This is a genomic window from Agrobacterium sp. H141, from assembly GCF_057158725.1.
In genome coordinates this window covers 3,646,937-3,671,500 of sequence record NZ_CM169893.1, presented here as the reverse complement: position 1 = coordinate 3,671,500, position 24,564 = coordinate 3,646,937, and the positions used below count along the sequence as shown (strand labels likewise).

The following is a 24,564-nucleotide window of genomic DNA, read 5'->3' as shown; positions in this document are numbered from 1 at the left end:
CACCCGCCGCGTATGCGAGAGGAGCGCGAAAAAGATGGCAATGGCAAAGAACACGATTTGCCTCTGGTATGACAGGGACGCGGAGGACGCTGCCCGCTTTTATGCCGAGGTCTTTCCCGACAGTTCGGTCGGCACGGTATACCGCGCGCCGGCCGACTTTCCCTCCGGCAAGGCGGGCGATGTGCTGACCGTCGAATTCACGGTCGCCGGCGTGGCTTGCATGGGTCTCAATGGCGGCCCGGCCTTCGCCCCTGACGAGGCCTTTTCTTTCCAGATCTCGACCGAGGACCAGGCCGAGACCGACCGCTACTGGAACGCGATCGTCGAAAATGGCGGCAAGGAAAGCGCTTGTGGCTGGTGCAAGGACCGATGGGGCATTTCCTGGCAGATCACGCCGCGCGTGCTGATGGAAGCGCTGGCCGCCGGTGGCGACGAGGCCCGGCGCGCCTTCGCCGCGATGATGGAAATGGGCAAGATCGACGTGGCGAAGATCGAGGCGGCCAGACGCGGCTGATGCTGGGTGACGGGCGTGGCCCTGCGACCGCGCCCGCCGGCTCCGGCCTTATCGCGCCGTCACCGCAACGGCCGGCCGCAGGCCCATGACGACAAGCGCGCCGAGCGCATAGAAGCCGATCACCGACAGCCAGATCGCGCCCGGCCACTGGTCCCGGACGCTGAAATAGAGACCCGAAAAGATAAGCGGCGCTGCAATCGATGCCAGGCTGACCAGCGAGGCGAGCACGCCCTGGAACTGACCCTGTCGATCGGCGTCGACCTGGCGGGTGGCGAGCGATTGCAGCGCCGGCATTCCGACGCCGCCAAGGGCAAAGACCGGCATGACCGCGAAGATCACCCAGCCTTCGGTGGCGAAGGCCATGACGCCAAGCGCAAGGCAGACGCCGGCAGCACCGCCGAGCACCGCGCCGCGCTCGCCGAGCCGCTTGACCGCCAGGCCCGGAAGAAAGGCCTGGACAAGCGTCTGGCAGAGGCCAAAGGCGCCGAGCGACAGGCCGATATGCAGGCCGTCCCAATGAAAGCTGTCTGCACCCCAGAGCGCCCAGCAGGTGCCATAGGCCTCGCCGGTCGCGCTGAACAGCAGGAAGACGAGGATGAGCGGCAACAGGTGTTTCATGGCCAAGGCCCAGCGCAGCGGTGCCAATGGATTGAGGGCGGCAAGATCGATCTTGCGACGACCCGCTGTGCGCGATTCCGGCAGGGCAAAGACGGCGACGAGCAGGTTGGCGGCGTTCAGCAGCGCGGCGGCGATGAACGGCAGCCGCATCCAGATGTCGCCAAGCACGCCGCCGAGCACGGGACCGATGATGAAGCCCATGCCGAACATGGCATTGGTCAGGCCGAAGCGCCGGGCTCGCTCGTCTTCGCGCGAGATGTCGGTGATATAGGCCATCGAGACCGACATATTGGCGCTAGTCAGGCCGGCGATGGCGCGACCGACGAACAGCATCCAGAGGCTGGGCGCGAATGCCAGGACCAGATAATTGACCGCAGCCCCGGCAAGCGAAATCAGCAGGACCGGGCGGCGGCCGAGGCGGTCGGACAGGGCGCCCAGAACCGGGGCGCAGAGAAATTGCATGGCCGCGTAGAGCGCGGTCAACGTGCCGATCAGGGTGGCGACATTGCCGCCCTCGGCGACGTCTTTCAGCAGGGAAGGGAGGATCGGGAAGATCAGGCCGATGCCCACGGCATCGAGCAGGATTGCGGTGAAGATGACAAACAGGGGCTTGGTCATGACGGTGTGCTCCGGCCGATCGGCGCGGCACCGCAAAGCGTCCACGGCTTTGCTGCCCGCCCGAGCGGCGTGAAAGGGTTCAGGTTTTTTCGGAAGCGCTGGCCGATCCTGCGCCAGGGCAGGGCCGACGTGTACTTGACCGCCTGGACGCCAATTCGTCCACCGTCTTACTCCGCCATTGGCGGATCATGGGAAGCGGTCGCTTTTCGCGACGGCGGCTTTTTACGCCGGATCGGCAATCCTGGCAAGCCTTCGGTTATAGGATGCCGGTCGGATGCAATCCGGGCGCCATTGTCCCGCCTTGTGTTTGTTTTCGCACAACGGATGCGTAAAGCCTCGCGTTGCGTTGTGCGCGTGAAAGCGCATACTGGCCCCAACGAAATCCAAGGAGGGATCATTCATGTACGAGATCGGTCATTTTATCGGCGGCAAGAAGGTTGCCGGCACCAGCGGACGCACAGCCGACGTCTTCAATCCGGCAACGGGTGAAGTTCAGGCCAAGGTTTCTCTGGCAAGCGACGCGGAAATCCGGGCCGCCGTCGAAAATGCCAAGGCGGCGCAGCCGGCATGGGCCGCCACCAATCCGCAGCGCCGCGCGCGCGTGTTCATGAAATTCGTCGAGCTTTTGAACCAGAACATGGATGAACTGGCCGTGATGCTCTCCAAGGAGCACGGCAAGACGGTGGAAGACTCCAAGGGCGACGTCATTCGCGGCCTGGAAGTCTGTGAATTCGTGATCGGTATTCCGCATCTCTCCAAGAGCGAGTTCACCGAAGGTGCCGGTCCGAACATCGACATGTATTCGATCCGCCAGCCGGTTGGCATCGGTGCCGGCATCACCCCGTTCAACTTCCCCGCCATGATCCCGATGTGGATGTTTGCACCCGCCATCGCCTGCGGCAATGCCTTCATCCTGAAGCCGTCCGAGCGCGACCCGTCCGTGCCGATCCGCCTGGCCGAACTGATGATCGAGGCCGGTCTGCCGGAAGGTATTCTCAACGTCATCAACGGCGACAAGTCGGCTGTGGATGCGCTGCTGACGGACCCTGATGTCGGCGCGATCTCCTTTGTCGGCTCCACGCCGATTGCCCGCTATGTCTATGGTACCGCGGCGTCCAACGGCAAGCGTGCCCAGTGCTTCGGCGGCGCCAAGAACCACATGATCATCATGCCCGACGCCGATCTCGATCAGGCTGCAAACGCCCTGATGGGCGCCGGCTACGGTTCGGCCGGCGAGCGCTGCATGGCGATTTCGGTGGCGGTTCCCGTGGGCGAAGAGACAGCCAACCGGCTGATCGAAAAGCTGACCCCGATGGTCGAATCCCTGCGCATCGGCCCCTATACCGACGACAAGGCCGATCTCGGCCCTGTGGTCACCAAGGAAGCGCAAAAGCGCATCATGGGCCTGATCGACAAGGGCGTCGAGGAAGGCGCAAACCTCGTGGTCGACGGTCGCGATTTCAAGCTTCAGGGCTATGAAGACGGCTATTTCGTCGGCGGCTGCCTGTTCGACAATGTCACGCCCGACATGGACATCTACAAGACCGAGATCTTCGGTCCGGTCCTGTCGGTGGTGCGCGCCAAGAACTATGAAGAAGCGCTCGAACTGCCGATGAAGCATGAATATGGCAATGGCGTTGCCATCTACACCCGTGACGGCGATGCCGCCCGCGATTTCGCCAGCCGTATCAATATCGGCATGGTCGGCGTCAATGTGCCGATCCCGGTGCCGCTGGCCTACCACTCCTTCGGCGGCTGGAAGTCCTCCTCCTTCGGCGACCTGAACCAGCATGGCACGGATTCGATCAGGTTCTGGACCCGCACCAAGACGGTCACCAGCCGTTGGCCATCGGGCATCAAGGACGGTGCCGAATTCGTCATGCCGACGATGAAGTAAGGGTTCAGCCGCGCTTTCCATGGACGGACAGACAATGGACGGACAGGGCTCTCTCCCCGCATCGGGGCGAGGGCCTTTTCCGTGTCCGGCGTGAGGGGCGAGCCGGCCCGGGCCTTGATCGAGCGGCCAATGTGGCGTAGTCCTGGTTCTGAGGTACGTACATCATGTTGTTGGGCGGCTGTAGATGCTGACGGGAGCGCGGCCAGCCGGGAGGAGAATCCAATGGAGAAAATGACGCTCGATCCGGCGTTCGATATCGAGGATTTGCAGGCACTTGCCGGACTTTACGGGCCGACGCACGAGATGGCGCTTTTGAAGTGTCAGCCGACGCTCGGCACCCATGCGAGGGAATTCATTTCCCGCTCGCCCTTTTTATGCATCGGTACCCAGAGCGCCGAGGGCAAGGCCGATATCAGCCCGCGCGGCGATCCGGTGGGCTTCGTGCAGGTGCTGGACGACAAGACGCTGGCGATCCCCGACCGGCCCGGCAACAACCGCCTGGACACGCTGAGGAATATTCTTTCCAACCCGACTGTCGGGCTGCTCTTCATGGTGCCGGGTTTCGATGACACGCTGCGGGCAAACGGTCGTGCGCGCCTGAGCCGCGATCCGGCGCTTCTGGCAAGACTGCAGGTGAATGGCCGGCTGCCGACGCTGGCAATCGTGGTGGAGGTCGAGGAGGTCTTCATGCATTGCGCCAAGGCATTCCGGCGCTCGAACCTCTGGAACCCCGGGCATTATCAGGATCGCAAGTCGATGCCCTCGCTGATGAAGATCATTCTGGACGAGACGAAGGGCGCGCCGGCGGATGAGGGGCAGATGCGCAAGCTCGACGACGACCTGGAGGTCGAGTACCGCAACACGATGTATTGAACCTGGGCGGCGCCGGCGATCCGGGGGGTATCACATCCGGTCGGCGAGGCTGGTCTCGCTGAGCGGCTGCTTGTTGTGCCGGTGTTCGCGCCAGACGATGTAGAGACCGCTTGCCATGATGATGGCGGCTCCCACCAGCACCGCGAATCCGGGTTGTTCGCCCCAAAACAGCCAGCCGAGCAGGGTCGCCCAGAGAAGGGCGGTATAGTCGAAGGGCGCGATGATTGCCGATGGTGCGAAGCGGAAGGCCTGGGTGACCAGCGTCGTGCCGATCGTGCCTGTCAGGGCGAGGGCGGCAAAGAACGGCAGATCGCTGCTGGCGACCGGCTGCCAGACGAATGCCGATACGATGCCGCTAAACAAGGCGCCGAACATCACCAGATAGAGCATCAGCGTCCACACGCTGTCGCGCGGATCGACGAAGCGGGCGCCCACCATCAGGAAGGCATAGAAGAAGGCGGTGCCCAGCGACAGAAGCGAGGCGAGCTGGAAGGTGGCGCTGCCGGGCTGGACCGCGATCAGCACGCCGACAAAGCCGGCAATCACGGCGCTCCAGCGGCGCCAGCCCACCTGCTCGCCGAGGAAGAGTGCCGAAATGGCCGTGATGATGGCCGGCGCGATAAAGACCAGGGTCGTCGCCTCCGCGAGCCCGAGATAGCGCAGGCTGGTGATGAACTGGAAGGCGGCACCCAGCCAGAGCAGTCCGCGCAGAAGATGCGCCGAAGGACGGTGCGATATCAGCGCCGCCTTGCCGCCCAGACCGAAGGCGATGAGCAGCGCGAAGGGCAGGGCGATCATGTTGCGGATGAAGAGGATCTGAAAGACGGAGTAGCCGCTCGTCAGGTTTTTCGCCAGCGCATCGTTGACGGTCAGCAAGGCGATGCCGATGCACATCAGAAGAATGCCCTTGCCCGCTTCCGAACGTGTGTTCCCAGCTTCTGTCTGCATCACGCCTCCCCCTTATTCCTCGCCGGGACATTGAGCAGAAAGCGATCTTGCCGACAAGGCCGGCGACGGCAGAAGCCGTGCAAAGGAAGACACAAAAAAACCGGCCCGATTGGGCCGGCTGGTCACAGATGAAATCGTGTGAGCTGACGTCGATCGTCAGTCCTGTGGGCCGTCGTTCAGCCCCACCTTGTCCACCAGTTCGGAGGCAAGCTTGCGGTTGGCGGCGATTTCGGAAAGAGCCAGCGTATCGGGCTTGATCTTGCCGAAGGACTTCACGATCTCGGACGGTTCCACGCCCGGCATGACCGGATATTCGAACACCTGCTCGCCATACAGCTTCTGTGCCTCGCCCGATGACAGGAATTCCATCAGCTTGATGGCATTGTCCTTGTTGGGGGCATATTTGGCCAGCGACATGCCGGAGATGTTCACATGGGTTCCCCGGTCGCCGGAATTGGGAAACAGGATCTTCATCGCTGCGGCCCAGTCCTTTTCTTCCGGATCCTTGTCGTTGGTCATCATCAGGCCGACATAATAGGTGTTGCCCAGCGCAATATCGCATTCACCGGCATAGATGGCCTTGGCCTGGCTGCGGTCATTGCCATCGGGCTTGCGGGCCAGATTGTCGCGCACACCCTTCAGCCAAGTTTCGGTGTAGTCGGCATCATGATGGGCGATCATCGAGGCAATCAGGCCGATATTGTAGGAATGCTGGCCATCGCGCATGCAAAGCCGGCCCTTCCACTTGGGATCGGCGAGTTCTTCATAGGTGATTTCGGTTTCCGGAACGCGCTCCTTGGAGGCATAGACGACACGGCCACGGGTGGTCAGCCCGAACCAGTCCCCATCGGGATCGCGAAAGTGGGCCGGGATATCCTTGTTGACCAGCTCATCGACCAGAGGTTGTGTGACGCCGCCATCCTTGGCCTCGACCAGACGACCGATATCGACGGTGAGAATCACATCGGCCGGCGAGTTCTGCCCCTCGGCCGCCATGCGCTCGACCAGTCCCTTGTCGAGGAAGAGCACATTGGTCTCGATGCCGGTTTCCTTGGTAAAGGCATCCAGAAGCGGCTGGATCAGTTCCGGCTGGCGATAGGAATAGATGTTCACTTCGCCGTCAGCGAGCGCTGTGCCGGTACCTGCCAGCAAAGCGACAGGCACAAGAGCGGCACGAAGGGTGTTGATCGGGTTCATGGAAACCTCCGGGTAGAAAGCAATTCTTGAGTGTGGTTTTCATGAATTTATGCTAGGTGTCAACGACGACTCGGCGTCTCACGGAGACGTGATGTCAAAAGTTGAGTATTTTGGAATTGTTCAAAACTACAAAGCACGTTATATAAGTGCTCAACGGAATTAGGGAGTTCAGCATGCGTTTGACAAAGCAGACAAATTACGCGGTGCGCATGCTTATGTATTGCGCGGCCAATGATGGCAGTCTGAGCCGTATTCCCGAAATTGCCCGAGCCTATGGTGTGTCTGAACTGTTTCTCTTCAAGATTTTGCAGCCGCTCAACAAGGCCGGTCTGGTGGAAACCGTGCGGGGCCGTAACGGCGGCGTGCGCCTTGGGCGTGCAGCCGACAAGATCACCCTGTTCGATGTGGTCAAGGTCACCGAAGACAGTTTCGCCATGGCGGAATGCTTCGAAGACGACGGCGATGTGGAATGCCCGCTGATCGATAGCTGTGGTCTCAACTCGGCGCTGCGCAAGGCCTTGAACGCGTTTTTCGAGGTCCTGGCGCAATACACGATCGACGATCTGGTGAAGGCCCGTCCGCAGATCAATTTTCTGCTTGGCATTGACGAGCTTGCCCCGCGCACTGTATCGCCGGCTGCCTGATCTTAATTTTCGAAGAAGCCCGATACAGTCAATGTCTTCCCAATCCGTTCTTCGCCGCCCATGCGCGGTTATCGTCATGGGCGTCAGCGGTTGCGGAAAGTCATCCGTCGGTGCGGCAATTGCCGAACGTCTGGACCTGCCCTTCATCGAGGGCGATGTCCTGCATCCCCGGGCCAATGTGGAAAAGATGTCGCGCGGCGAGCCGCTGAACGACGATGATCGCTGGCCCTGGCTGGAAGAGATCGGCACGCGCATGGCAGACGCGCTCGACGCCAATGCCGGCATTGTGGTTTCCTGCTCGTCACTGAAGCGCATTTATCGCGACCGCCTGCGCGACGCCACCGGCAACCGCCTGACCTTCGTCTATCTCGACGGCAGCCGCGAACTTCTGACCGGCCGCATGGGCGCTCGCACCGGTCATTTCATGCCGCTGTCACTGCTCGACAGCCAGCTCGCCACGCTGGAAGTGCCGACCGGCGAACCCGGCGTGGTGACGGTCAGCATTGATCAGAGCGTGGATGCGATTGTCGAAGACGCGCTCAAGGGTTTGGCTGCGGTTGCCGAGTAAGGTCGATCTCGACTGATCCGCAGGCGAAACAGCGCAGGCCGGCTCATCCGCCTTCAGGAGCCAACACGCCACGAATACGCTCGAACGCGTGGGCAATTTTGCCCAACGCGGCTCTTTTCCAAGGTTCGCGGCTGCGATGCTTGGCTTGACGCTTTCCCTTATACGCCGAGCTTGTCGCGCATGCCGTACCACCAGGCACCGAGCATGGTGAGCGGTACGCGGAAGGTCTTGCCGCCGGGGAAGGGATAGGCCTGCAGCGAGGACCACACGTCGAAACGGCTGGCATGGCCGTTGACGGTTTCGCCGAGGATCTTGCCGAGCAGATGCGTGGTGGTGACGCCGTGACCGCTGTCGCCGTGGGAGAAGAACACATTATCGGCAAGCTTGCCCATATGCGGAATGCGCGTGAGCGTCAGCGCGAAATTGCCGGACCAGGCAAAATCGATCTTCACATCCTTCAATTGCGGGAATGTCTTCAGCATATTGGGGCGGATGACGCCGGTCAGATTGGCCGGGTCCTGGCCGCCGTAACCGATGCCGCCGCCATAAAGCAGGCGGTTGTCGGCGGTGCGGCGATAGTAATCGAGCACGTAATTGGCATCTTCCACGCAATAATTGGCCGGCAGAAGGTCCTGGATGAATTTGGCATCCAGCTGTTCGGTTGCCATGACCTGCGAGGACACCGGCATCATCTTGTCGGTGATCTTCGGCAACAGGCCGGTCATATAGGCATTGCCACAGACCAGCACATATTTGGCGGTGACCTGGCCCTTGTCGGTCTTGACCACCGGATTGGCGCCCATCTTCAGGTCAATCACGCGGGAGTTTTCAAAGATCCTGCCGCCGAGGCTTTCGACAGCGGCCGCTTCGCCCAGCACCAGATTGAGCGGATGGATATGGCCACCACGCTTGTCGATCATGCCGCCGGCATAGCGGTCGGACTTTGCATATTTGCCGACATCGGACTTCGACACCATTTCCAGTCCGTCATGGCCGTGCTTTTCCCAATGGGCTTTCACATGGGCCATTTCGCGGATCTGCTTGTCGGTGAAGGCGGCAAAGAAGCCGCCATCGACGAGATCGCATTGGATGCCGTATTTCGCCACGCGCTCGCGGATGATCGCGCCGCCTTCCAGTGACATCTTGCCCAGAGCATCGGCCTTGTCCTGGCCGTAGCGTCTGGCGATGGTTTCCAGATCGCGGCTATAGCCATTGACGATCTGCCCGCCATTGCGCCCTGACGCGCCATAGCCGACGCGTTCACCCTCGACAACGATGACGGAATAGCCGTTTTCGGCCAGCTGCAGGGCTGCCGAAATGCCGGTAAAGCCCGCACCGATGATGCAGACATCGGCCGACAATTCGCCAACCAGCGGATCGCGCACACGCTTGTCATTGGCCGAATGGGCATACCACGACGGCGCGTGGCCCGGATTGGTGGCAGAGGTTCTGTCAGTGCTCATGTCATACCGTCCTGATATAGGCGTCGTATTCGACGTCGGTCACGCGCAGGGAAAATTCGGAGATTTCCTGCTGTTTGCAGGCCGTGTAGAGGCCGCGATATTTCTGTCCGAGTGCCGCATAGGCAAAGCTCGATTTGGCGAAGCGCTGAACCGCATAATCCCAGTTGGTGGGAAGCGGCTCATGATTGATCGCATGGTCGTCACCGGTGATGGCGCCGCCGGGTGCAAGCTTTTCCTTCATCCCGGCAAGCGCTCCCGACAGGATCATGGCCAGAACCAGGTATGGGTTGGTGTCGGATCCGGCCACGCGGTGCTCGATACGGGTGGCCGGCTTGGGCGAGGGGATGACGCGCACCGCCGCCGAGCGGTTATCGATGCCCCAGGAGGCATAGGTGGGTGCGTGTTCGGAAGGGCGCAAACGCCGATAGGAATTCTGGTGCGGAGCAAACACGGCCATGCTCTCGCCCATGTTTTCCAGAAGGCCGCCGACCGCATGCATCAGCTTTTCCGACGGACCGTTGTCACCGGCAAAGATATTGTTGCCCTTCTCGTCGAGAATGGAAAAATGCACATGCATGCCGCTGCCGGCCTGCCGGCCATAAGGCTTGGCCATGAAAGTGGCATCCAGATCGCTGGCGCGCGCCACACCCTTGACGATGCGCTTCAAGAGAACTGCATAATCGGCAGCCGCAAGTGCATCGGGCACATGGTTGAGATTGATTTCATACTGGCCGGGGCCGTTTTCGCGCAGCGTCGTATCGGCGGGCACGCCTTGCGCGCGGGCCGCTGTCGAAATGCCGTGAAACACCTCCTGGAAATCCTGCAATTCGGAAATCGACAATACCTGCGTCTGGCCGGTATGCCAGCGACCGTCACGCGTATTGGGCGGACGCACCGGATCGAGCGCCGAACGCACCGGGTCGATCAGGTAGAATTCCAGTTCGGTTGCCACGACAGGCGTGAGCTTCAGTGCCTTGTAGCGGTCCAGCACATTGGCAAGCGCCCGGCGCGGATCGGCATAAAAGGGCTTGCCGTCCACTTCCATATGCAACAGCACCTGGGCAGTGGGGCGCGACAGCCAGGTGACACGTGACAATGTGCCGGGCACCGGGAAACACATGCCATCGGGATCGCCGGTCCCTTCGGCAAGGCCAGCGGCATTCACGTCGCGGCCCCAGACATCGAGCGCGAAGACCGAGCGCGGCATGGCCATGCCCTTGGTCAAAACGTCGAGTGCCCGTTCGCGCGGGATCCACTTGCCACGCGGCATGCCATTGACATCGATCACGAAGGCTTCAAGCACTTCGATATCGGGATTGGCATCTAAAAAGGCTTTGGCTTGGCTTTCAATGTCCATAAGGCACCGGGTCTTGAGTCAATGATCTGATTTGAAACGCAAATGAAGCGCAGGCGCAAGCAGCGCCGCTAACGGTCGGCAACGTCCGCGTTGTAAATCAGAAATCGACGCATGTCCCACATATCGCCCCGGAGAAAACTGGTCGAATGACCAGAAATGACGGTAGCATGGTGCCAGCCACTTTGCCAACCCGGGGCAGGACAGCCCGGCCATTCCGATTGCGCCGACCCACGAGTGACGCCTCTGGGTGTGCATTCGGCGCTTTGCAACCTCGGGCTTTACGGTTAAATACTGACACAATTGGGTCGGCATCAAAATTACTGTCGTTACGCGTCCTTTCGCACCAGCGGAGGACACCGGGGCCCGCCCGCTATGGCTGGAGCGCTTCAACGCCTTCGACGATGTCTTGCATGATCTGAACGAGAGGGAGAATTTCCGTGGGCGAGACGGATCATATGTCCAACGACAGACGCACGCATGTGGAGCGAGGGTACGATCACGACCTCTCCGTCACCCGCAGCTTCGATGCCCCGGTCAGGCGAGTGTTCGAGGCTTGGGTCGCACCGGCACTGTTCAAGCGCTGGTGGGCACCGAAATCTCTCGGCATGACGATCTTGTCCTGCGAGATGGATGTTCGAACCGGAGGCGGCTACCGGCTTGAATTCGGCCATCCGGACGGCGAGCAACCGATGGTCTTTTACGGCAAATATCGCGAGGTGGTCCCCGGGGTGCGCCTCGTCTGGACGAATGAAGAGAGCGAAGACGGTGCCGTGACGACCGTGACCTTTGAAGAAAAGGACGGCAAGACGCAGCTGGTTCTGCATGAACGCCACCGCACAAGGGAAGCGCTGGAGGAGTCCTTTCAAGGCATGGAAAGCTGCATGCCGGAGCAGTTCGACCAGCTGGACGCATTGCTGGCGAGCCTGAAGGCGGGCTGAGTGATGCGGCTGAAGCCGACGGACGGTTTTCACGCGCGGCGCGTGAACCATGCTCCCCAGAACAGGCTGGCGAAGAACCGCAAGGGCGGCTCGAAACCGGCTTCGGTCAGCAGGCCTGAAACGGCCTCCTCGGATTGCGGCGGCTCTGCCCCTTGCAGGATTTTCGCGCGCCGGGCTTCGACCTCGTCCGGCCCTGCGCCATGCATGCGCCAGCGATTGGCCCAGGCCGCCATCAACAGCGGCTCGGACGCGTAGGCGCGGTAATTGCCCGCCAACACGAGAGGCGCGCCCGGTTTCAGCCTGGCAGCGAGATCGCTGAGCAGGGCCTGCTTGGCGGCATCGCCGGGAATGTGGTGAAGAACGCCGATCATGATGGCGGCATCGAAGGTGGCATGCGCACCGATCCTTTCGAGATGCCCCTCGATCGTCTCCACCCGTGCGGACAGTCCCTCTTTATCGAGGGCGGCGCGGGCAAGTTCAAGCATCGGCGGCGATGGATCGACGGCGACGAAGCGCCAGCGATCTTCCAGCCTGGCCGCTGCGATGATCTCCCCTGCCGTGCCGCCGGCGCCGACGACCAGCACGCGCGCCCCGGATCCGGCGCCGAGCGCTGCCGAGAGCATGCAGGCCGAAAGCGCATGGCAGGCGTCGTAGCCGGCGAGCGCGATGCGGCTCTGCTCGGCATAATCTGCGGCGCGGGCCGGGTCGAATTTTGCAGCGGAGGAGGAGGTCATGTTCGGTTCCCGAGGTGGATTCGACGGCTGGCTTGAAGATGGGGTAAAGAATATGTGCTTTTGAGCGTTTTTTTGAGAAATTCCATAATCCAGATTCAAACATGACAGCAAAGCATGATCGCCTGACTGCATTTCTCGACGCTTTCCCGCTCGATGGCACCGAAACAGATTGCTGGGATGGAGTAGGATCTCAGGCCGGGGCAATTTGAGGGCCTTTAATCCTTTTTGGTGTGCTTCGCTGGTGATGTCTATATAATAGAGAAGTGTTAATTGTGGAGATAGGTCATGTCCAAGAAAGGGCAGCATGTTGTACCCAATGGCGCCAAATGGAGCGTAAGGTCTGCGGGGGCCGAGCGGGCGAGCAAAACCTTCGCGACCCAAAAGGAAGCCATCGATAACGCCAGACAAAAAGCGCAAAAACAAGGTACGGAACTCTATATCCATGGCAAGGACGGCCGCATCCGGGAGCGTAGTTCCTATGGCCGTGATCCCTTTCCGCCGAAGGGATGATGGTCGCGCCTGAGAACTTCGAGCAATCGGTCTTCGTCAATTGTCCCTTTGATGAGACGTATGCGCCATTGTTGGAAGCTGCGCTTTTTTGCATCACATATTTTGAATTCGTTCCGCGCCTTGCGAACGAGAGTTTGGAAGCTGGAGAAAACCGTCTCGACAAGATTGTCGGGATGATACGTGGTGCGAGATACTCCATCCATGACCTGTCGCGATGCAGAGCGGACGAGCAGGGCGAATATTTCCGAATGAACATGCCGTTTGAATACGGTATCGACGTTGGTTTTCGCCGCAGCGAGGATCCCGGGCTTCAGCAGAAGAAATTTCTGATTTTTGAGCGCAAGCCGTATGATTTGAAGCGCGCGTTATCCGATATCGCAGGGCAAGATGTTGTTAGCCATGGCGACAGTTTCGAGGCTGTCATAAAACACGTCAGGGAGTTTTTCCGGGTGGAAGTCGGTGTCAATGCTCCCGGACCTGCGAGACTCGAAGCAGATTATGCGACCTTCCAGGGGTGGATGATCGAAAAGAAGATTGCAGAAGGCCATGCGGAGGCCGAGGCTTTGAAGCTGCCGACCAGAGAGCGCCTGGATGAGATGAAGGCTTGGGTCGCTCAAGGCAAGCCAAGCCTGTTCAAGTAAAGCTCTCGCCAATCGCTCATGTCCTGTACCGGAACGTTCGGAGCGGTAAAAAGCGCTGAAGACCTCCGGTCCTGGCCTTAAGCCTTGAAACGTTCCGGCCGCCATGCGCTGATGTCGAGGAAGGGTGTCTCACCGGTCATCGCTTCTGCGATCAGGCGGCCGGTGACCGGTCCAAGCGTGAGCCCGTGATGGGCGTGGCCGAAGGCGAACCACAGGCCGTCATGGCGCGGGGCCTTGCCGATGATCGGCATCATGTCGGGCGTGCAGGGGCGCGACCCCATCCACGGCTCGTCGTCCAGCCGGTGGCCGAGCGGAAAGATGGTGCGGGCCACGCGTTCGGCGCGTTCCACCTGAACCGGGGATTTCGGCGCATCGCGGTCGGCGAATTCGGCGCCGGTGGTCAGCCGAATGCCCTTGACCATGGGGGCGAGGAAATAGCCGCGCTCCTTGTCCATGGTCCAGTTGTTGAGGACGGCATTGCCGGCCGGCGAATAATGCATGTGATAGCCGCGCTTGACGCCGACGATGAAGGAATAGCCGAGCTTGCGGGTGACATCTTCCGACCAGGGACCGAGCGCCAGAACCACCTTTTCCGCCTGGACCAGGCCATCTTCGGTGGTGACCTGCCAGCCCTTGCCGCTGGCGCTCTGGCCAAGCGTGGTCGCATCGCCGGTGACGAACTGGCCGCCCAGCGACTGGAAATAGGCCAGATAGGCTTTGGTCAGCCCATGCGGATCGGTGACCGACCAGGGGTCGTTCCACTTCAACCCGCCGACGAACTTGTCTTTGAGATGCGGCTCGGCTTTGGCAAGGTCTGCCGGGGTAAGCACGGTGTAGTTGATCTTCGCCACCTTTGACAGACGCTCGGCCTCGGCCAGTTCGTCGTCGCGCACTTTCTCGGTGCGGAACACTTCCATCCAGCCATCCTTGCGGATCAGGTCGCCGGCACCGGATGCCTGGATCAGATCGTCATGTTCGGAGACGGAGTTCTCGATCAGCGGCGCATAGGCATTGGCAATGGCGTTGTGCCGCACCTTGTTGGAATGCCACCAGTAGCGCGACAGAAACGGCACCAGCTTGGGCATGGCGGCAATGTGGTAATGCGCGTCGATCCGGTTGTTGAGACCGTAGCGCATCAGCGTGGAGACTTCCTGCGGAAAACCGTAAGGCACGATGCCTTCGCGCTGGATCAGTCCGGCATTGCCGAAAGAGGTTTCCTCGCCGGCGCCGCGCCGGTCGACCAGAACCACGGACTTGCCGCGCCGCTGGAGGTGGATGGCGGTGGACACGCCGACAATGCCGGCACCGAGCACGAGGATATCTGCAGTCATCTGAAAGCTATTCCGTTGAGAATGTGAACAGATCCGATGATTGCAGGTGGCATGGGTGCAGTGCAAACGAAAAAAGGCAAGTGCCCTTAATTTCACAGGGATCGCGCGAAAATGTCGCTGGCAGATGCTGTGTGTCGTTCAGCAGGTGTCCGGTGTGGGACCGCAATTTGATCAATGGCAGTGCACGCGACCGACGCTGTTGTCCATATGGCAGCATTGTCCCGGCGGTGAACTCTTGCGGCAGCCTCCGCCATGGGCAAAGGCCTGTGCCGCAAACGTCGTTATGGCAATCGTCAGCAGGATTTGTCTGATCATGACCTGGGTCTCCCTATGCGGCAAGGGTGGCGATCAGGGCGGTGAAAAGCAACCAGGAATGGCGATTATGGTTACTGGTGCGCCTCGACGGAAGGCAATTCGATCATGGACGCTCCCCGCCCAGCAACAATTCGATCTGCATCGCCAGTTCCTCCGGTCCGGCGTCGAGCGTTTTCAGATGCAGTTCCGGCGCAAGGGGTGGTTCGTAAGGCGAGGTGATGCCGGTGAAATTCTGGATCTCGCCGTTCATGGCCTTCTTGTAGAGGCCTTTCGGATCGCGTCTGGCACATTCCTCCAGCGGCGTGTCGATGAACACTTCCATGAATTCGCCGGGCACCATCATCTCGCGGGCAAGGCGTCGTTCGGAGCGGAAGGGCGAGATGAAGGAGACGATGACGATCAGTCCGGCATCGGCCATCAGCTTGGCCACTTCCGCCACCCGGCGTATGTTCTCCACCCGGTCCGCATCGGTAAAGCCGAGGTCGCGGTTCAGCCCATGGCGCACATTGTCGCCGTCCAGCATATAGGTGTGATGCCCGCGCGCGTGCAGCAGCTTTTCCAGCCGGTTGGCGATGGTGGATTTGCCCGAGCCCGACAGTCCGGTAAACCAGATGACGGCCGGCTTTTGATGTTTGAGCGCAGCGCGTGCGTCGCGGTTCACCTCCAGCGCCTGCCAATGCACATTGGCAGCACGCCGGAGCGGATAGTCGATCAGACCGGCGCCGACTGTGCGGTCGGTCAGCCGGTCGATCAGGATGAAGTGCCCCGTGACGCGGTTGTCGTCATAGGCATCGAAGGCAAGCGGCGCCTGGGTGGAAAGATTGCAGACACCGATATCGTTCATCTGCAGAGACTTGGCAGCGATATGGGCAAAACTGTTGATGTCGACCCTGTGTTTCAGCGTGGTCACCGTGGCCGTCACACTGTCGGTTTCGGTGCGCAGGACATAGCTGCGACCCGGGATCAGAGGGTCGGCGTCGAACCAGATGATGCGCGCCTGAAACTGATCGGCAATATGGGGCCGGTTGTCGGGCGCCACCAGCATATTGCCGCGCGACACATCTATCTCGTCCTGCAGCACCAGCGTGACCGCCTGACCTTCGATGGCGCGGGCAAGCGCTCCGTCGAAGGTGACGATGTCGCGGACGATTGATGTCTGGCCCGATTTGGCAACAGCGACAGCATCGCCGACGACAATGCTGCCAGAAGCAATCTGACCGGCAAAACCGCGGAAATCGGCATTGGGGCGCGATACATATTGTACCGGAAAGCGGAACGGCTTTTCGCAAGGCCGCGGTTCGACATCGACCGTCTCCAGATGCTCAAGCAGCGACGGGCTGTCATACCAGGGCGTTTTCGGTGAGCGTCCGCTGACATTGTCGCCGTGCCGTGCCGACATCGGAATGGCGCAGAGGCTTTCAAAGGAGAGCCCCTCGGCAAACTCGCGGAAGTCTTCGACTATGCGGCAAAAGGCCTGATCATCATAGCCAACCAGATCGATCTTGTTGACGGCCAGCACCATGTGGCGAATGCCAAGCAGGCTTGCGATCGTGCTGTGCCGGCGCGTTTGCGCGAGAATGCCGCAGCGGGCATCGGCCAGAACGATGGCAAGATCGGCGGTCGAGGCACCGGTTGCCATATTGCGGGTATACTCCTCGTGACCCGGTGTATCGGCCACGATGAACTTGCGCCTTTCGGTCGAAAAATACCGGTAGGCCACATCGATGGTGATACCCTGTTCGCGCTCGGCCTGAAGCCCGTCGACCAGAAGGGCGAAATCGACCGCGTCACCCGCCGTGCCATGTCGGGTGCTGTCTCGCGCCAGCGTTTCCATCTGGTCATCGGGGATCTGGCCGGTGTCGTGAAGCAGCCGCCCGATCAGTGTCGACTTGCCATCGTCAACCGATCCGCAGGTGAGAAACCGCAGCAGTGTCCTGGGTTGTGCGCCCGATCCGTCTGCGCTGTGGCTGAGGGCTGTTTCGATATCGCGGTTCGCCATCAGAAATAGCCCTCGCGCTTCTTCTTCTCCATGGAACCGGCCTCGTCGCGATCGATCATCCGGCCCTGACGCTCGGAGGCCCTGAAGGTCAGCATTTCGCCAATGATGTCTTCGACCGTTGCGGCAGTGGAGGCGATTGCGCCAGTGAGGGGATAGCAGCCCAGCGTGCGAAACCGCACCAGCCGCTCGGTCACTGTTTCATCTGAGGCAATCGGCATGCGCCCGTCATCCACCATGATCAGCATGCCGTCGCGCTCCACCACGGGCCGGGGGGCGGCGAAATAGAGCGGAACCACCGGAATGGCCTCACGCTCGATATACTGCCAGACGTCGAGTTCGGTCCAGTTGGAGAGCGGAAAGACGCGAATGCTCTCGCCGGGCCTGACCCTTGTATTATAGGTCTTCCACATTTCCGGGCGCTGGTTCTTGGGGTCCCAGCCATGGCCCTCGCTGCGGAAGGAGAAGATCCGCTCCTTGGCTCTGGACGCTTCTTCGTCCCGGCGTGCGCCGCCGAAGGCTGCGTCGAAACCGTAATGGTCAAGCGCCTGTCTGAGGGCTACCGTCTTCATCACATGGGTATGGGTGGACGAACCATGGGTGAAGGGCGAGATCTTCTCGGCAAGGCCATCCGGATTGACATGGATGAGAAGCTCAAAGCCGAGTTCTCCAGCCATGCGGTCGCGAAAGGCGATCATCTCCTTGAACTTCCAGCCCGTGTCGACATGCAGAAGCGGGAAGGGCAGTTTGCCCGGATAAAAGGCCTTGCGCGCAAGATGCAGCATGACGGCGGAATCCTTGCCCACCGAATAGAGCATGACCGGCCTGGTAAAACTGGCCGCGACCTCGCGGAAAATGTGGATTGATTCCGCTTCCAGACGGTCGAGATGGCTAAGAGACATGGGCACGCGCAATACTTCGTCTTCGAGTAAAGCATCTTTTATAGCACAGGCGGACTTGCGCGAGGCAAAAGGGATAAGGCGCGATCACTGGACATGAAAAGGCCATCGCCGCGATCCCTCACGGCAATGGCCTCATTCTGTAGCGGCAGTCTCTGGTATCAGGCAGCCAATGCGCCGGGCAATTTGCTCCAATCGGCATACCAGCTGTTGAACAGCGTGAACTGGGCCTCGACATAGCCGCGCTGGCTTGGGCTCAATTCGTCTGTCTCATAGAAGTTCAGGCTGTATTCGCTCTCGCCCTTCAGCACCAGCATATGCTTGAAATAGAGAACCAGATCCGGGCCTTCGTCGAAGGACGACAGCACGCCGAGGGCCGCTTCCAGTTCCAGCGCCCGCGTGCGGGCCTGGGCATCGCCCTTGGCAGCGGCTTCGCAAAGCGCCACCAGGTTCAGCACTTCCTTCGGCAGCACATTGCCGATGCCGGTGATGGCGCCGGTTGCGCCGCAATTGACGAAACCGTGGAAGACGGCCGTATCGACGCCGACCATCAAAGACACATCGTCATCCTGGCTGGTGATGTTTTCAGCTGCATAACGCATGTCGGACGGGCCGCCGAATTCCTTGAAGCCCACCAGATTGGGATGCTCTGCGCGCAGGGCGAAGAACAGGTCGGCGCGGGTGGCAAAGCCGTAATAGGGGCTGTTGTAGATGACCGCCGGCAGATCCGGAGCGGCAGACAGGATGGCCTTGAAATGGGCCTTTTGCGCCGCCATCGACGGACCACGCGACAGAACCCGCGGAATGACCATCAGGCCCTTGGCGCCAACCTTCTGGGCGTGCGCTGCATGGGCAACAGCGAGCCTGGAATTGACCGCACCGGTGCCAACGATCACCGGAATACCGGCTTCGACCAGGCGTTCCACGCCCTGCATGCGCTCGGCATCGGTCAGAAGCGGCCAGTCGCCCATGGAGCCGCAATACACAACCGCCGACATGCCCGCCGCCATCAGTGCCTTGGCCTTGGTCACCAGCGCGTCGAAATCAGGGGTGCGGTCAGCCTTGCAGGGCGTCATCAGTGCCGGAATGCAGCCGGAAAAAATTGCGGAAGTCATGTCTTGCTCCTTGAGGGCGGATCTTTCGCGGGCCTGGTCCTCTTGACCGATCATGCCCGTTTCAGTGTTCCGTTTGATCGGCGTTATCGTTGTATATTATTTGTCGACAAGAATTTCAAGCCGTGTTTTGCGTCCGCCGAAAATGGCGCAGCTGCGCGGCGTCGGCAAACGGGCGAAATGGGAATCAGGTTGCTAAAGCGGGATCGTCACCCGTTCGTCGCGGGCAATCATCGCCTGGATCTGGCGGACGATCTGGTCGGCATGGGCAGAGGCGATCCGGTCGCAGGCGTCGATATCCCGTGCGGCGATGGCCGAAATCATGTCCTCATGCTCGGTGACATATTGCCGGGGAAGGCTGTCGTTGAACGAGCGATAGTAAAACCTGAGGATACGACGGCCTTCATCCAGCAGCCGGCAAAAGAGCGTGGTGAAATAGGGATTGCGCCCGGCTTCGGCGATGGCCGCATGGAATTCCCGGTTGGTGGCAATCATCTCCAATGCGTCGCGTGCCTCAACGGCCCTGGTGAAATCGGCCTGATGTTTGCGGATAATCTCCAGATCGGTCGGCACATGGTATTGAGCCGCAAGGCGCGTGGTCACCCGGTACATCAGCGTCATGGCATCGAAGAAGGTGTGCAAATTGAGGAAGTCGATATTGGAGACCACGGTCGAGCGGTTGGGAAGTGTCGTCACCAAACCGTCCGAGGCGAGCCGCACCAGAGCTTCGCGGATCGGCGTGCGCGACATGGCAAACCGCTCGGCAAGATGAATTTCGTCGATCGGGCTACCCGGCGGCAGGACCATGTTCAGGATATCGGTGCGCAGCACGTCATAGACATGCTTGACGCCAGATCCGCGCTTGCGCTCCGCCTTGTCGATTGCCTGCTCGTCGTCCATTTCGAATATCCTCTCGTCGCATGAGGAACCGCAGCATCCCATACAGTCTGCAATTCCGGTTTTCGGCCGCCCATTCCGCTGAATTGCGGCCCTATGCACGGCCAGGCGCAATGCCGGATCGTTATGCCCGTGTTGCGAGTGGCGCAAGTAGGCGGGCCGTTTTCGCGACAATGACCTTTTGTATTTTTTATGTCGACAAGAAAAATTTTAATGGTAGTCTTTGGCCTGCGACGGCGACGGCCGGGTGGTTCCGCGTCAAAGCGAGATGCCATTAACGGTCGCGAAACGCGCCAAAGGGAAACGACTTAACTGGAAGGTTCTGACGATGAAACATCTGAAAATGCTGGCGCTTGCGCTGCCTCTGGCGCTCTCCGCCTTTCCGCTTGCTGCTCAGGAAGTGACCTGGCGCGTACCGACATCGGTTCCCGAAGGCTCGCCATTCTACGTGAACTTCCTTGAACGCTTCGAGAAGAATGTCGACATGATGACCGGTGGTCGCGTCGACATTGAACCCTTCGGCGCTGGCGTTCTGGTGCCGGCACTGAAAGTCTATGACGGCGTGAAGGACGGCATTGTCGAGGCAGGCCATTCCAGCCCGAGCTATCTGGTCAACCAGGACCCGATCAACGCGATCTTCGCCGGTTTTCCAGGCGGCATGGGTCCTGAAGCCTTCATCACATGGATCTATGAGGGCGGCGGCAAGGAAAAGCTCACCGAACTGCGCGCCAAGGACGGCCTGAAGAGCCTGATCGTCGGTATCGGTTCGTCTGAAATCATGGCCCATTCGAATGTGCCGATCAAAACCGCTGCCGATCTGAAGGGTCTGAAATACCGCACCTCCGGCCCATGGGCAGAAGTGATGCGCGATTATTTCGGCGCCGTGCCGACAGTCGTGCCGCCGGGTGAAATCTACACCCTGCTCGAGCGCAAGGGCGTGGACCTGATCGAATGGGGTCCGCCGTCGGCCAACCTTCCCGAAGGTTTCCATCAGGCAGCCCGTTACGTCATCGTTCCAGGCGTCCACCAGCCGACCTTCCTGTGGGAAGTGGTCGTCAAGCAGGAAACCTGGGATGCGCTGCCCGACGACATCAAGCCGATGATGGAAACGGCTGCCGAACTGACCACCATGCAGGCGCTCTATAACTTCTACGATCTGGACATGAAGGCGATGGAAACCTACCGTTCCGGCAAGAACGAGGTCATCTCGCTCGATCCGGCCTTCATCAAGGAATTGTCGGACGCGGGCGTCGACTGGATCAGCAAGAAGGCGGAAGCCCAGAAGGCCGAAGGCAAGGGCGATATGTCCGAAGTGCTGGCCGACTACACAGCCTACCAGAAGCGCTGGTCCGCCGAGAGCGATTATCTCATCCGCAACAAGGATTGATCGCAATTAACTGGAGGCTGCCGGAATGACCTTTCTTTATCGCTTGGCCGATGGACTGTCGTCCGCTCTGGCCCGGCTGGCCGAGGCTATCGTCCTCATCCTGGTGGCCTCCATGATCTACGAAGTGGTGGCGCGTTATGTCTTTGACGCGCCAACCGTCTGGGCCTTCGATATTGCCTATATGGCAACGGGGGTTCTCTTCATCTTGGGTGCCGCCCAGGCCCTTCGGGAAAACGCCCATATCCGCATCGACTTTCTGGCGTCGCGCATGCCAAAGCGGCTGCAGGGCATGATCGAAGGCGCGATCATGCTCCTGGGTGTTACGCCGCTATTTGCCGCACTTGCCTTCGTCGCAACCACGCGGGCCCTGCGCGCCTATTCGTCTGGCGAAGTCGAGACGGTCAGTCCCTGGGCACCGCTGATGTGGCCGTTCTATGCCTTTCTGGCCCTTGGCCTTGCGGCGCTGGCGCTGCAGATTTTCGCCAATGGCCTGCGTGACCTTCTCGGCCATCATTCGCACAAACAGTCGGGAGAAATCTGAGCGATGCTGATTGCCGGATTGATGTTTCCAGCGCTCTTCGCGCTCATTCTGCTTGGCCTTCCGATTGCATTTTCTCTGGCGCTGGTCTCGGCCGTTGCCGGCTGGATGGCATTCGGGTCCAGTGCCATCGCGCAGCTTTACGGCGCGTTTTATTCCGCCGCGACCAATTTCATCCTCTCCGCCATTCCGATGTTCATCCTGATGGGGGCATTGCTGGAGCGCTCGGGCATCGCCGAGCGGCTGTTTCGGGTGATGAATATCTGGCTTGGCCGGCTGCCCGGCGGTCTGGCGATCGCAACGATCGCCATGGGCGCGATCTTTGCGGCTGCCGCCGGTGTGGTCGGTGCGGTCGAGGTGATGATCGGCATGATGGCCATCCCCGCCATGCAGCGCGCCGGTTATCCCAACAGTCTGACGGCCGGGACGATCTGCGCCGGCGGCTCGCTGGGCACCATGATCCCGCCATCGGTGATCGCGGTCATGTATGCCGCACTGGCACAGCTTTCCATTGGCGAAGTATTGGCCGCCATGGTCCTGCCGGGCCTGCTCATGGTCGGTCTTTTCATTCTGTACCTGATCGTCTACGGCGCGACCTTCAAGATTTCGGAGCGCGCTGCCGACGATCCGGATCGCAATTTGCCGCTGTCACAAAAACTGCGGCTTACGGTCACCTCCCTGCTGCCCGTCATGGCACTGATCGTGGCGGTTCTGGGCTCGCTGCTGAAAGGCATTGCCTCGCCCACAGAGGCGGCTGCCGTGGGCGCGATGGGCGCACTGATCCTCTGCTTTGCCTATGGCCGATTCAGCATCGGCATGCTGCGGGAATCGCTGCGCATCACTGTGCGGATCTCGGCCATGATCCTGCTGATCGTCGCTGCCGGCACCATGTTCATGGGCGCCTTTGCCGCCAATGGCGGTGCCAAGATCGTGCGCGCCTTCGTGGAAAGTGCCGGCCTTGGCCCCTGGGGCATGATTGCCTTCTTCCTGCTGGTGGTCTTCATTCTCGGCTTCGTGCTCGACTGGACGGCCAATGTACTGATCTGCGTGCCGCTGTTTACGCCCTTTATCCGTTCAGCCGGCATCGATCCGATCTGGTTTGCGACCATGGTGATCATCGTCATCCAGACCGGCTATCTGACGCCGCCAATGGCCTCGTCGATCTTCTACCTCAAATCCATCGCCCCGCCCGACATGACCTATGGGCAAATGTGCCGCGGCGTCCTGCCCTTTATCGGTCTGCAGATTGTCACGCTGCTGCTGGTGATGTTCTGGCCGGAACTCGCCACATGGCTACCGGGACAGATCGTCGGCTTTTAGCGGGGCTGCCAAAAACAGCGAAGGGGGCCTTTCTTTGGCCCCCAACGTCATCGGTCCTGTTTGCATGCCTGTCCGTTCAGCCTTGCGCGGCTTTCAGGATGGTCTTCAGGCCGTCCTCGTCCAGCAGGACCGGATTGCCACCGGCACAGGGGTCGGCGACGCCCATGCGCGCGACCGTGTCGGTGTCGATATCGACAAGGCCGATCTCTTTCAGTGTCGCGGGAATGTTCAGGCTATCGCGCAGTTCCCCGACCCATTCGATCACGCCGGCTGCATTGGGCATTGGCAGACCGAGGAAGCGCGCAAGCACATCGAGCTTGTCTTCGACCGCAGGCGCATTGAATTCCAGAACATAGGGCATCAAGACTGCATTCAGCAGACCGTGATGGGCGTCGTAGAGGGCGCCCAGCGGATGGGCCAGTGCGTGGATGGCCCCAAGGCCCTTTTGCAGGGCAACGCAACCCATGCCGGATGCGATCAGCATCTGTCCGCGGGCTTCCAGGTTATCGCCTTCCAGCGTTGCCACAGGAAGCCAGGTCTTGATGAGACGCATGGCATTCAGTGCCACGCCTTCGGCCATCGGATGGAAGGAGGGTGCGCAAAAGGCCTCCAGGGCATGCGAAAGCGCGTCCATGCCGGTGGCAGCGGTTATGTGGGCTGGAAGGCCAGTCGTCAGTTCCGGGTCCATGATCACGACATTGGGCATCATCTTCGGATGGAAGACGATCACCTTGCGCTTGTCGGCCTCATGGGTGATGACCGATGAACGGCCAAGCTCGGAGCCTGTCCCCGCCGTCGTCGGAATGGCGATCACCGGCACCAGACGGGAGGTGTCGGCGCGCTTGAAGTTGTCGCCGATATCTTCCAGATCCCACATCGGTATCGTCTGGCCGGCCATCAGGGCGATGGCCTTGGCCGCATCGAGCGCACTGCCGCCGCCAAGCGCGACAACCAGATCGTGGTTGCCCGCGCGCAAGGCGTCGACGCCGTCTTCGACATTGGTGCCGGTGGGGTTCGGCTTGACGTTGTGAAACAGGCCGGCATCAAGGCCGGACGCGCGCAGCATCTCCAGCGCGCGCTGCACGGGATAGAGATCCTTCAAGCCGTTATCGGTCACCACCAGCGGGCGGCTCGCGCCGAGGTCGCGCACAATGGCAGGCAGTTCCGCTATCCGGCCATTGCCGAAGCGGACTGCGGTTGGAAAGCTCCAGTTGCTGGAGACAGCTTTGGTATCGAAAGACATGGTCAT

Annotated in this window: 24 protein-coding genes; 11 read left to right on the top strand and 13 right to left on the bottom strand. The window is 60.6% G+C overall.

Translation table 11 applies throughout. The features are described from left to right. Positions 1-40 precede the first annotated feature (40 nt). Positions 41-514 (top strand): VOC family protein, encoded by a 474-nt coding sequence (locus ACWPM9_RS17265; protein ID WP_428186481.1) that lies wholly within the window; start codon positions 41-43, stop codon positions 512-514. 48 nt (positions 515-562) lie between these two features. Here the strand turns inward: ACWPM9_RS17265 and ACWPM9_RS17260 are convergent, their stop codons facing one another. After that, positions 563-1,750: a TCR/Tet family MFS transporter gene (locus ACWPM9_RS17260; RefSeq protein ID WP_484755959.1), complete on the bottom strand. Its 1,188-nt coding sequence runs from the start codon at positions 1,748-1,750 to the stop codon at positions 563-565. Positions 1,751-2,150: 400 nt separating this feature from the next. Between ACWPM9_RS17260 and ACWPM9_RS17255 the strand changes: the two genes are divergently transcribed. Beyond that, positions 2,151-3,647 (top strand): CoA-acylating methylmalonate-semialdehyde dehydrogenase, encoded by a 1,497-nt coding sequence (locus ACWPM9_RS17255; protein ID WP_428185853.1) that lies wholly within the window; start codon positions 2,151-2,153, stop codon positions 3,645-3,647. A gap of 222 nt (positions 3,648-3,869) precedes the next feature. Then, on the top strand, positions 3,870-4,520 hold the full coding sequence (locus ACWPM9_RS17250) for a pyridoxamine 5'-phosphate oxidase family protein (RefSeq protein WP_484755958.1): 651 nt from the start codon (positions 3,870-3,872) through the stop codon (positions 4,518-4,520). A 30-nt stretch (positions 4,521-4,550) separates the two neighbouring features. Here ACWPM9_RS17250 and ACWPM9_RS17245 read toward each other — a convergent pair whose 3' ends face one another. Together ACWPM9_RS17245 and ACWPM9_RS17240 are read right to left on the bottom strand one after the other, a co-directional pair. Continuing rightward, positions 4,551-5,468 (bottom strand): DMT family transporter, encoded by a 918-nt coding sequence (locus ACWPM9_RS17245; protein ID WP_428185851.1) that lies wholly within the window; start codon positions 5,466-5,468, stop codon positions 4,551-4,553. A 156-nt stretch (positions 5,469-5,624) separates the two neighbouring features. Further along, positions 5,625-6,665 (bottom strand): Fe(3+) ABC transporter substrate-binding protein, encoded by a 1,041-nt coding sequence (locus ACWPM9_RS17240; RefSeq protein ID WP_484755957.1) that lies wholly within the window; start codon positions 6,663-6,665, stop codon positions 5,625-5,627. Between the two features lie 173 nt (positions 6,666-6,838). Here ACWPM9_RS17240 and rirA point away from each other — a divergent pair, with 173 nt between their 5' ends. Next, entirely contained in the window at positions 6,839-7,309 is a 471-nt protein-coding gene (rirA, locus tag ACWPM9_RS17235) for an iron-responsive transcriptional regulator RirA (RefSeq protein WP_428185849.1), read from the top strand. Between the two features lie 31 nt (positions 7,310-7,340). Beyond that, a complete protein-coding gene (locus tag ACWPM9_RS17230) occupies positions 7,341-7,877 on the top strand; it encodes a gluconokinase (protein ID WP_484755956.1) in 537 nt (178 codons plus the stop codon). Positions 7,878-8,035: 158 nt separating this feature from the next. Here ACWPM9_RS17230 and ACWPM9_RS17225 read toward each other — a convergent pair whose 3' ends face one another. Next, positions 8,036-9,340 (bottom strand): NAD(P)/FAD-dependent oxidoreductase, encoded by a 1,305-nt coding sequence (locus tag ACWPM9_RS17225; RefSeq protein WP_428185847.1) that lies wholly within the window; start codon positions 9,338-9,340, stop codon positions 8,036-8,038. Between the two features lies 1 nt (position 9,341). Further along, the gene (locus tag ACWPM9_RS17220; protein WP_428185846.1) at positions 9,342-10,697 is read right to left on the bottom strand and encodes a glutamine synthetase family protein; all 1,356 of its coding nucleotides are present in this window, start codon (positions 10,695-10,697) and stop codon (positions 9,342-9,344) included. A 455-nt stretch (positions 10,698-11,152) separates the two neighbouring features. Here ACWPM9_RS17220 and ACWPM9_RS17215 point away from each other — a divergent pair, with 455 nt between their 5' ends. After that, positions 11,153-11,635, top strand: a complete 483-nt coding sequence (locus ACWPM9_RS17215; protein WP_484757673.1) for an SRPBCC family protein — start codon at positions 11,153-11,155, stop codon at positions 11,633-11,635. 29 nt (positions 11,636-11,664) lie between these two features. On the opposite strand, the gene ACWPM9_RS17210 is transcribed toward ACWPM9_RS17215, so the two are convergent. After that, on the bottom strand, positions 11,665-12,369 hold the full coding sequence (locus ACWPM9_RS17210; protein ID WP_484755955.1) for an SAM-dependent methyltransferase: 705 nt from the start codon (positions 12,367-12,369) through the stop codon (positions 11,665-11,667). A gap of 285 nt (positions 12,370-12,654) precedes the next feature. On the opposite strand from ACWPM9_RS17210, the gene ACWPM9_RS17205 reads away from it, so the two are divergent. Both ACWPM9_RS17205 and ACWPM9_RS17200 read left to right on the top strand, forming a co-directional pair. Continuing rightward, positions 12,655-12,879, top strand: a complete 225-nt coding sequence (locus ACWPM9_RS17205) for a DUF2188 domain-containing protein (protein WP_428185844.1) — start codon at positions 12,655-12,657, stop codon at positions 12,877-12,879. Positions 12,880-13,127: 248 nt separating this feature from the next. Continuing rightward, positions 13,128-13,520, top strand: coding sequence for a hypothetical protein (locus tag ACWPM9_RS17200; RefSeq protein WP_484755954.1), 393 nt, complete (start codon positions 13,128-13,130; stop codon positions 13,518-13,520). Positions 13,521-13,597: 77 nt separating this feature from the next. Here ACWPM9_RS17200 and ACWPM9_RS17195 read toward each other — a convergent pair whose 3' ends face one another. The 6 genes from ACWPM9_RS17195 to ACWPM9_RS17170 all read right to left on the bottom strand — a co-directional run bounded on the left by ACWPM9_RS17195 (position 13,598) and on the right by ACWPM9_RS17170 (position 20,073). After that, positions 13,598-14,851: an NAD(P)/FAD-dependent oxidoreductase gene (locus tag ACWPM9_RS17195; protein WP_484755953.1), complete on the bottom strand. Its 1,254-nt coding sequence runs from the start codon at positions 14,849-14,851 to the stop codon at positions 13,598-13,600. 171 nt (positions 14,852-15,022) lie between these two features. After that, positions 15,023-15,166 (bottom strand): hypothetical protein, encoded by a 144-nt coding sequence (locus ACWPM9_RS17190; RefSeq protein ID WP_428185841.1) that lies wholly within the window; start codon positions 15,164-15,166, stop codon positions 15,023-15,025. Between the two features lie 103 nt (positions 15,167-15,269). Further along, positions 15,270-17,165, bottom strand: a complete 1,896-nt coding sequence (nodQ, locus tag ACWPM9_RS17185) for a bifunctional sulfate adenylyltransferase/adenylyl-sulfate kinase NodQ (RefSeq protein WP_484755952.1) — start codon at positions 17,163-17,165, stop codon at positions 15,270-15,272. Beyond that, positions 17,165-18,064 carry a sulfate adenylyltransferase subunit CysD gene (gene cysD, locus ACWPM9_RS17180; protein ID WP_484757672.1) on the bottom strand — a complete coding sequence of 300 codons (900 nt, stop codon included), beginning with the start codon at positions 18,062-18,064 and terminating at the stop codon, positions 17,165-17,167. Before cysD ends, nodQ begins: the two co-directional genes overlap by 1 nt. A gap of 158 nt (positions 18,065-18,222) precedes the next feature. Then, positions 18,223-19,176 carry a dihydrodipicolinate synthase family protein gene (locus ACWPM9_RS17175; protein ID WP_428185839.1) on the bottom strand — a complete coding sequence of 318 codons (954 nt, stop codon included), beginning with the start codon at positions 19,174-19,176 and terminating at the stop codon, positions 18,223-18,225. A gap of 192 nt (positions 19,177-19,368) precedes the next feature. Further along, positions 19,369-20,073: a GntR family transcriptional regulator gene (locus ACWPM9_RS17170; RefSeq protein ID WP_484755951.1), complete on the bottom strand. Its 705-nt coding sequence runs from the start codon at positions 20,071-20,073 to the stop codon at positions 19,369-19,371. Positions 20,074-20,398: 325 nt separating this feature from the next. On the opposite strand from ACWPM9_RS17170, the gene dctP reads away from it, so the two are divergent. From dctP to ACWPM9_RS17155, 3 genes are read left to right on the top strand one after another with little or no spacing between them, the layout of a single operon-like run. Further along, entirely contained in the window at positions 20,399-21,457 is a 1,059-nt protein-coding gene (dctP, locus tag ACWPM9_RS17165; RefSeq protein WP_484755950.1) for a TRAP transporter substrate-binding protein DctP, read from the top strand. A gap of 25 nt (positions 21,458-21,482) precedes the next feature. Then, entirely contained in the window at positions 21,483-21,998 is a 516-nt protein-coding gene (locus ACWPM9_RS17160; RefSeq protein WP_428185836.1) for a TRAP transporter small permease subunit, read from the top strand. Between the two features lie 3 nt (positions 21,999-22,001). Continuing rightward, positions 22,002-23,315: a TRAP transporter large permease gene (locus ACWPM9_RS17155; protein WP_428185835.1), complete on the top strand. Its 1,314-nt coding sequence runs from the start codon at positions 22,002-22,004 to the stop codon at positions 23,313-23,315. Between the two features lie 76 nt (positions 23,316-23,391). Here the strand turns inward: ACWPM9_RS17155 and ACWPM9_RS17150 are convergent, their stop codons facing one another. Continuing rightward, a complete protein-coding gene (locus ACWPM9_RS17150; protein WP_484755949.1) occupies positions 23,392-24,558 on the bottom strand; it encodes an iron-containing alcohol dehydrogenase in 1,167 nt (388 codons plus the stop codon). Positions 24,559-24,564: the final 6 nt, after the last annotated feature.

Coding starts and splice junctions, on each gene's coding strand:
- ACWPM9_RS17265 (WP_428186481.1), top strand. CDS start 41: ATGGCAAAGAACACGATTTGCCTCTGGTATGACAGGGACGCGGAGGAC.
- ACWPM9_RS17260 (WP_484755959.1), bottom strand. CDS start 1,750: ATGACCAAGCCCCTGTTTGTCATCTTCACCGCAATCCTGCTCGATGCC.
- ACWPM9_RS17255 (WP_428185853.1), top strand. CDS start 2,151: ATGTACGAGATCGGTCATTTTATCGGCGGCAAGAAGGTTGCCGGCACC.
- ACWPM9_RS17250 (WP_484755958.1), top strand. CDS start 3,870: ATGGAGAAAATGACGCTCGATCCGGCGTTCGATATCGAGGATTTGCAG.
- ACWPM9_RS17245 (WP_428185851.1), bottom strand. CDS start 5,468: ATGCAGACAGAAGCTGGGAACACACGTTCGGAAGCGGGCAAGGGCATT.
- ACWPM9_RS17240 (WP_484755957.1), bottom strand. CDS start 6,665: ATGAACCCGATCAACACCCTTCGTGCCGCTCTTGTGCCTGTCGCTTTG.
- rirA (WP_428185849.1), top strand. CDS start 6,839: ATGCGTTTGACAAAGCAGACAAATTACGCGGTGCGCATGCTTATGTAT.
- ACWPM9_RS17230 (WP_484755956.1), top strand. CDS start 7,341: ATGTCTTCCCAATCCGTTCTTCGCCGCCCATGCGCGGTTATCGTCATG.
- ACWPM9_RS17225 (WP_428185847.1), bottom strand. CDS start 9,340: ATGAGCACTGACAGAACCTCTGCCACCAATCCGGGCCACGCGCCGTCG.
- ACWPM9_RS17220 (WP_428185846.1), bottom strand. CDS start 10,697: ATGGACATTGAAAGCCAAGCCAAAGCCTTTTTAGATGCCAATCCCGAT.
- ACWPM9_RS17215 (WP_484757673.1), top strand. CDS start 11,153: ATGTCCAACGACAGACGCACGCATGTGGAGCGAGGGTACGATCACGAC.
- ACWPM9_RS17210 (WP_484755955.1), bottom strand. CDS start 12,369: ATGACCTCCTCCTCCGCTGCAAAATTCGACCCGGCCCGCGCCGCAGAT.
- ACWPM9_RS17205 (WP_428185844.1), top strand. CDS start 12,655: ATGTCCAAGAAAGGGCAGCATGTTGTACCCAATGGCGCCAAATGGAGC.
- ACWPM9_RS17200 (WP_484755954.1), top strand. CDS start 13,128: ATGAACATGCCGTTTGAATACGGTATCGACGTTGGTTTTCGCCGCAGC.
- ACWPM9_RS17195 (WP_484755953.1), bottom strand. CDS start 14,851: ATGACTGCAGATATCCTCGTGCTCGGTGCCGGCATTGTCGGCGTGTCC.
- ACWPM9_RS17190 (WP_428185841.1), bottom strand. CDS start 15,166: ATGATCAGACAAATCCTGCTGACGATTGCCATAACGACGTTTGCGGCA.
- nodQ (WP_484755952.1), bottom strand. CDS start 17,165: ATGGCGAACCGCGATATCGAAACAGCCCTCAGCCACAGCGCAGACGGA.
- cysD (WP_484757672.1), bottom strand. CDS start 18,064: ATGTCTCTTAGCCATCTCGACCGTCTGGAAGCGGAATCAATCCACATT.
- ACWPM9_RS17175 (WP_428185839.1), bottom strand. CDS start 19,176: ATGACTTCCGCAATTTTTTCCGGCTGCATTCCGGCACTGATGACGCCC.
- ACWPM9_RS17170 (WP_484755951.1), bottom strand. CDS start 20,073: ATGGACGACGAGCAGGCAATCGACAAGGCGGAGCGCAAGCGCGGATCT.
- dctP (WP_484755950.1), top strand. CDS start 20,399: ATGAAACATCTGAAAATGCTGGCGCTTGCGCTGCCTCTGGCGCTCTCC.
- ACWPM9_RS17160 (WP_428185836.1), top strand. CDS start 21,483: ATGACCTTTCTTTATCGCTTGGCCGATGGACTGTCGTCCGCTCTGGCC.
- ACWPM9_RS17155 (WP_428185835.1), top strand. CDS start 22,002: ATGCTGATTGCCGGATTGATGTTTCCAGCGCTCTTCGCGCTCATTCTG.
- ACWPM9_RS17150 (WP_484755949.1), bottom strand. CDS start 24,558: ATGTCTTTCGATACCAAAGCTGTCTCCAGCAACTGGAGCTTTCCAACC.